Consider the following 5,859-nt stretch of genomic DNA (forward strand, 5'->3'; position numbering starts at 1 on the left):
CTGCTGGTCGGCGTCTCCCGGGCCGTCGCCCACCTGCGCCCCGACGAGCCGGTCCGCGCGCGGGCGCTCGGGATCGTCTTCGACGGGCTCGCCCGCGGGTAGGGAAGTCAGCCCATGGCGGCCTCGGTCAGGTTCTGGTGGGAGTGGCCGAGCGGGAACGGCGCGGGCACCAGGAGCTCGACATTGCGGTCCTGAACCGCGCCCCGGCGGCCGTCCTCGGCCGGGTTGGGCCGGTCCCGGGACTGCCAGTCGTTGCCGGAGAGCTCACGGGCCAGGGACGCCAGCCCGACCGGATCGGTGCGCCGGCCGCGGGGCGCGGCGGGGGCGGCCATGTCCAGGATCGTGCCGAAGATCGACAGCGTGCCGTCGGAGTTGTCCACCAGTTCGAGCACCCGGGACTGCTGCGGCCAGTCGATGTGCGCCGCGGTGTTGACCTCCCAGAAGCCGCCGCCGCCCGGGGCCCGGTGCGGGATCACGGTGTTGCGATGGGTGTGGCCGTTGACCCACAGCACCACGTTGGGGAAGCGCAGCAACAGGTCGCGCACGCCGGTGCCGCCGACCCGGGGCGGCGCGCCGGCGATGTTGTCCATGGTGCCGATGGTGTGGTGGCTGAACAGGACGAACAGCCGGTCCCGGCACCGGCGGGCCACCCGGTTGCCGGCGGCGTCGAGGTGCCGGCTGCTGCCGGCCGCCAGTTCCCGTTCCAGCCAGGCGAACTGCTCGGCGTCGATCGAGCCGTTGGCGCCCCCGTTGGGGTTGACGGTGTCCAGCACGATGCCGCGCACCACGCCGCGGTCGAAGGCGTAGTAGGCGTTGCCGGTGGCCAGGTTCCACGGGCCGAAGCCGTGCCCGCGCGGCGTGGAGCGGGTGTTGAAGTGCTCGCGGATGGTCTCGGTGCGGTTGACGAAACGCCGGTTCGGGTCCGGGGTGACCGTGCGCGCCGGGCCGGCCAGCAGCGTGGCCAGGCCGCGCGGATCCATCGCCTGCAGTTGCAGGGCGAGTTGGACGATGTCGGTGCCGGGCGGCAGGTCGACGATCTTGCGGTTGCCGGTGGCCAGCGGCGCCAGCGCCGGCAGCGGCGGAAGGTTGCCCTGGATCAGGCCGTCGTGGTTGCCGTATGCGGTCAGCCACGGCGTGTTCAGGCCGGCGGCGCGAAACGGCCTGCGGGCCGCGTCGAGCAGTCCGGGCACGGTGGGGTAGCCGAACCTGGCCCGGGGCAGGTCGTCCGGCTGCCCGGCCGGGGTGCCGTCCGGATGCCAGTACCGCGCGTCGTAGGAGACCTGGTCGGCGACGCCCTCGTAGCGGGACAGGTCGCCCGAGTCCGGTCGCACCGGGCGGCCGTCGAGCAGGTCGATGTACCAGCGCAGTTCGTTGTACTGGACGTTGTCCACGTTGTCGCCGGTGGCGATGGTGAACGCCAGCGGCGCGCCGGACGCCGGCCCGCGGCGGACCAGGTTCATCGCCCGCACCATGGCGTCGCTGATCTGCGCGGAGAGGAACTCGTGCGGACGGTAGGACGACTCGAACGGCAGCAGGCTGGCGAACGGCGAGTCGGGATCGTTGTAGCGGTCCAGAAACTCCACCCGGGCCGGGGACTGGGTGTCCATCGCGTGGATGTCGGTAAGCTGCCCGAAGGCCAGGATCGGCCGGCCCCGGCGGTGCCGCTCCGGCCGGCTGGCCAGCAACTCGTCGCGGACCAGGTACGGTTCACCCGGCCCGGCCACGATCGGCCGGTAACCACCCGCGCCCGGCGGCCCGAGCAGCAGCGTCCGGTCCAGCGTGGTGTGCTCCGCGTTGCCGCGCAACGGATCCGCCGCCGCCCCCGCCGCCCCCAACCCACCCGCGGCCGCCACCGCCGCCCCGAACGCCCCGGCCCGCAGCACATCCCGCCGGCTCAGCTCCATCGCCGCCTCCAACCCAAGTTGATCGCCGGGCAATTCAACGCCCGGGACCTGACCCCGTCAACGGCCGGAAGTCGGTCAGCCGACCCGTTCCCAGGTCTCCAGGTCCGCGCCACCCTCGGCTACCCGCTGTGGTAACGCGAGGTTCCCTGCCGCCGACCCACATCGGACAGCACCTGCGGGCACTGCTGCCCGGGCGAGGAGACGTCGGTATGGACATCGCGGAGCGTGCGCAGGCACTCGCGCTGAAGATTCGAAAGCACAAGGGCACCATCGAGACCGAGGAGGCGACCAAGAACGCCTTCGTCATGCCCTTCATCAGCACGGTGCTCGGGTACGACGTCTTCAACCCGACCGAGGTCATCCCCGAGTTCACCGCCGACGTCGGCCTCAAGCGCGGGGAGAAGATCGACTATGCGATTGCCCATGACGGGCAGGTCCAACTGTTGGTAGAAGTCAAGAAGATCAACGATCCGCTCCGGATCGAGCATGCTTCGCAGCTGTTCAGGTACTTCTCCGTGACGAACGCCAGGATCGCGATCCTCACCAACGGCGAGGTCTACCATTTCTCCACCGATCTGGACGTGCCCAACCGGATGGACGCGAAGCCGTTCCTGGTGCTGGACTTCTCGGACATCGACGAGACGTTGTTGCCGGAGCTGGGAAAGCTGACCAGGGAGTCCTTTGATCTCGACTCGGTGATCAGTGCCGCCGGTGAGCTCAAATACATCGGGCAGCTCAAGCGGGTCCTTGCCGCCCAGTTCAAGCAGCCCGAGGACGAGTGGGTTCGGTTCCTGACGACGCGCGTCTACGACGGTTCGTTCACCCAGCGGATCCGCGATCAGTTCCTCCCGCTGGTGCTCAAGGCCGCGGGCCAGTTCCTGAACGAGCAGGTCAACGACCGGCTGAAGAACGCACTCGGTGGACCCGACTCGTTCGTCAGCGTCACCAGTGGTTCGGTGTCTGGACAAGATCTGAATGTGGTTCCGGCCGATGCGGGCGCCGACTCCACCGGAAATGCCGACGATGCCAAGGGCGACGTCGTCACGCTGGAGGAGGAGGTCGAAGGTTTCCGCATCGTGCGGGCGATCGTGTGCAGCGAGGTCGCGGCCGCTCGCGTCGTCGCGCGAGACACCAAGAGCTACTTCGGCATCCTGCTCGACGACAACAACCGCAGGCCGATCGCCCGGCTGTGGTTCAACCGGACGAAGAAGTACCTGGGCCTGTTCGACGAGCAGAAGGCCGAAACCCGTATCCCGATCGCGGGCGTCGAGGACATCTATCAACATGCCGACCAGTTGAGGAGGACCGTGGCCAGGTACCTCGGCAACGCAACCCATGCCGACGCTCCCGTGCAGTCCGACCCGGTGCCGTCGGACCTGGCCGCGGTGGCGACCCACGCGCCCTAGGATCCGTCAGGATTTCTTCCTCAGCCGACCCGTTCCCAGCCGCGGCGGGCTGGGCGGGGTTCGCGGCTGCGGTAGACGATGTAGGGGCGGGTGAGGTAGCCCAGCGGCAGGGAGAAGACGTGCACGAGCCGGGAGAAGGGCCAGAACGCGAACAGCACCCAGGCCGACAGGGCGTGCAGTTGGAAGCCGATCGGGGCTCTGGTCATCAGCTCGGGTTCGGGTTGGAAGGTGAAGATCGAGCGGAACCAGGGGGAGACGGTCTCGCGGTAGTTGTGCGGGTTGTCGGTGAGGTTGCCCAGCACGGTCGTGCCGAGACCGAGCACGATGGTGCCGACCAGCAGCACGTACATGATCTTGTCGTTGCGGGTGGTGGCGGAGAACACCGGGCCGACGGTGCGGCGCCGGTAGATCAGGATCGCGGCGCCGGCCAGCGTGCAGAAGCCGGCGAACACGCCGAGCGTGACGGCCACGGCGTGGTACGCCGTTTCGCTGATGCCGACCGCCTCGGTCCACGACTCGGGGATGAGCAGGCCGCCGACGTGGCCGAGCGCCACCAGCAGGATGCCGAAGTGGAACAGCGGACTGCCCAGCCGCAGCAGGCGGTTCTCGTAGAGCTGGGAGGAGCGGGTGGTCCAGCCGAACTTGTCGTAGCGGTAGCGCCAGATGTGCCCGACGACGAAGATCGCGATGGCGGCGTAGGGGATCGCCACCCACAGCAGGATGTCCAACGCGGTCATGAGAACACTCCATACGGGGCGAGACCCACCTCTTCCTCCGGAGGCCCCTCGGCGGCCAGCCGGGCGACCGCGTCGTGGTCGTGCCGGCCCAGCGACGGCAGGGTGGCCGACACGGACTCCGGCACGGCGGCCCATGGTGAGCCCGCTTCCCGCAGACCGAGCCGCAGCAGTTCCAGCCCGGCCCGGTACTCGATCAGCAACCGCCGGCCGGCCGCCGGGTCGATCGCGGCGAACTCGAGCACCACGGCCAGATGGTCGGGCAGTTCGGCGTCGTCGAGGACGAGGCCGGCGGCGCGGTAGGCGTGTTTGAAGCGCAGCAGGGCCATGCCGCGTTTGCGGGTGTCGCCGTAGGAGAAGTAGGTCAGGTAGGGGCTGAACTGCTTGCGGTGGTCGAAGGTGGCCACGTACTCGGCGGCCAGGTCGGTCGGCGGGGTCGACTCCAGGTGGTCCAGCAGCGCAGGCAGCGGCGCGCCGACCGCGTCCGGCAGGGTCGCGACCGCGGTGCGCAGCAACGGAACCCGGCGCAGCAGTGCCTCATCGGGATAGTCCAGCAGCAGCGACTGGACCTGCCAGGAGGTGGCGGTCATGACGGGTCATCCTCCGGTTGCGGTGGGAAGAGGCCTTCCGGGCTGCCCTTGCCGTCCCAGTTGAGCAGGTTGACCCGGTTGCCCTTGTCCACCGGGGCGGCCATGGTGTCGCTGGTCTGCCGGCTCTGCAGCATGCGGAAGTTCTCCACGGCGATCGGCGAGGAGCCGCCGGAGCTTTCGCCGAACGGGCCGGAGCCGCCCATGCCGGGCCCGCCCTCGTAGTCCAGGCTGCACTCGGTGGCCAGTTCCTCGAGTCCGTGCGCCTGTTCGGCGTGCGCGGGCGGGATGACGTAGCGCTCGTCGTACTTGGCCAGCGCCAGCAACCGGTACATGTCATAGATCTGCTGGCCGGTCATCCCGACCCGCTCCGCGATCTCTTCACGCGGTTCGCGGCCGAGGTTGATGTCCCGCATGTACGCGCGCATCGCGGCGAGCCGGCGCAGCACCGCGTCGACCGGTTCGACGTCGCCCGCGGTGAACAGTTCGGCCAGGTACTCCACCGGGATGCGCAGGGCGTCGATCGCGGCGAAGAGGTTGCCGTGGTCCTCGGCGTCGTGACCGGTGTCGCGCACCACGTCGATCACCGGGGACAGCGGCGGGATGTACCAGACCATCGGCATGGTGCGGTACTCCGGGTGCAGGGGCAGCGCGACCTTGTACTTGTTGATCAGCGCGTGGATCGGGGACCGCTGCGCGGCCTCGACCCAGTCGTGCGGGATACCGGCCCGCTCCGCGGCACGCACGACCTCGGGGTCGTTCGGGTCGAGCAGCACGGACCGCTGCGCCTCGTAGAGGTCGTGCTCGTCCGGCGTGGCCGCGGCCTCGAGGACCGCGTCGGCGTCGTAGAGCACCAGGCCGATGTAGCGCAGCCGGCCCACGCAGGTCTCCGAGCAGACGGTCGGCAGGCCGACCTCGATGCGCGGGAAGCAGAACGTGCACTTCTCGGCCTTGCCGGTGCGGTGGTTGAAGTAGACCTTCTTGTACGGGCAGCCGGACACGCACATTCGCCAGCCCCGGCACCGGTCCTGGTCGACCAGAACGATGCCGTCCTCGGCGCGCTTGTAGATCGCACCGGAGGGGCACGACGCGGCGCACGAGGGGTTGAGGCAGTGCTCGCAGATCCGGGGCAGGTAGAACATGTAGGTCTGCTCGAACTTCTCCTTCACCTCTGCCGAGATCTTCTTGAGCACCGGGTCGTCCTGGGTCAGCTGCGGTGCGCCGCCCA

General features: G+C 69.4%; 5 protein-coding genes. 1 reads left to right on the forward strand and 4 read right to left on the reverse strand.

Annotated features, from left to right (window positions below):
* Window positions 1–107: 107 nt before the first annotated feature.
* The gene (locus tag VFO68_RS23405) at window positions 108–1,904 is read right to left on the reverse strand and encodes a TIGR03767 family metallophosphoesterase (RefSeq protein WP_325160513.1); all 1,797 of its coding nucleotides are present in this window, start codon (window positions 1,902–1,904) and stop codon (window positions 108–110) included.
* A 209-nt stretch (window positions 1,905–2,113) separates the two neighbouring features.
* Between VFO68_RS23405 and VFO68_RS23410 the strand changes: the two genes are divergently transcribed.
* Window positions 2,114–3,310 (forward strand): type I restriction enzyme HsdR N-terminal domain-containing protein, encoded by a 1,197-nt coding sequence (locus VFO68_RS23410; RefSeq protein ID WP_325160514.1) that lies wholly within the window; start codon window positions 2,114–2,116, stop codon window positions 3,308–3,310.
* Window positions 3,311–3,330: 20 nt separating this feature from the next.
* Here VFO68_RS23410 and narI read toward each other — a convergent pair whose 3' ends face one another.
* The 3 genes from narI to VFO68_RS23425 form a co-directional block, all read right to left on the reverse strand.
* On the reverse strand, window positions 3,331–4,047 hold the full coding sequence (narI, locus tag VFO68_RS23415; RefSeq protein ID WP_325160515.1) for a respiratory nitrate reductase subunit gamma: 717 nt from the start codon (window positions 4,045–4,047) through the stop codon (window positions 3,331–3,333).
* A complete protein-coding gene (gene narJ / locus VFO68_RS23420) occupies window positions 4,044–4,634 on the reverse strand; it encodes a nitrate reductase molybdenum cofactor assembly chaperone (protein ID WP_325160516.1) in 591 nt (196 codons plus the stop codon). Before narJ ends, narI begins: the two co-directional genes overlap by 4 nt.
* The coding region (locus VFO68_RS23425; protein WP_325160517.1) for a 4Fe-4S dicluster domain-containing protein at window positions 4,631–5,859 on the reverse strand (1,229 nt) is incomplete at its 5' end. The genes narJ and VFO68_RS23425, both read right to left, overlap by 4 nt.

The organism is Actinophytocola sp., assembly GCF_035712165.1.
Lineage (GTDB): Bacteria > Actinomycetota > Actinomycetes > Mycobacteriales > Pseudonocardiaceae > DASYTH01.

Coding starts and splice junctions, on each gene's coding strand:
- VFO68_RS23405 (WP_325160513.1), bottom strand. CDS start 1,904: ATGGAGCTGAGCCGGCGGGATGTGCTGCGGGCCGGGGCGTTCGGGGCG.
- narI (WP_325160515.1), bottom strand. CDS start 4,047: ATGACCGCGTTGGACATCCTGCTGTGGGTGGCGATCCCCTACGCCGCC.
- VFO68_RS23410 (WP_325160514.1), top strand. CDS start 2,114: ATGGACATCGCGGAGCGTGCGCAGGCACTCGCGCTGAAGATTCGAAAG.
- narJ (WP_325160516.1), bottom strand. CDS start 4,634: ATGACCGCCACCTCCTGGCAGGTCCAGTCGCTGCTGCTGGACTATCCC.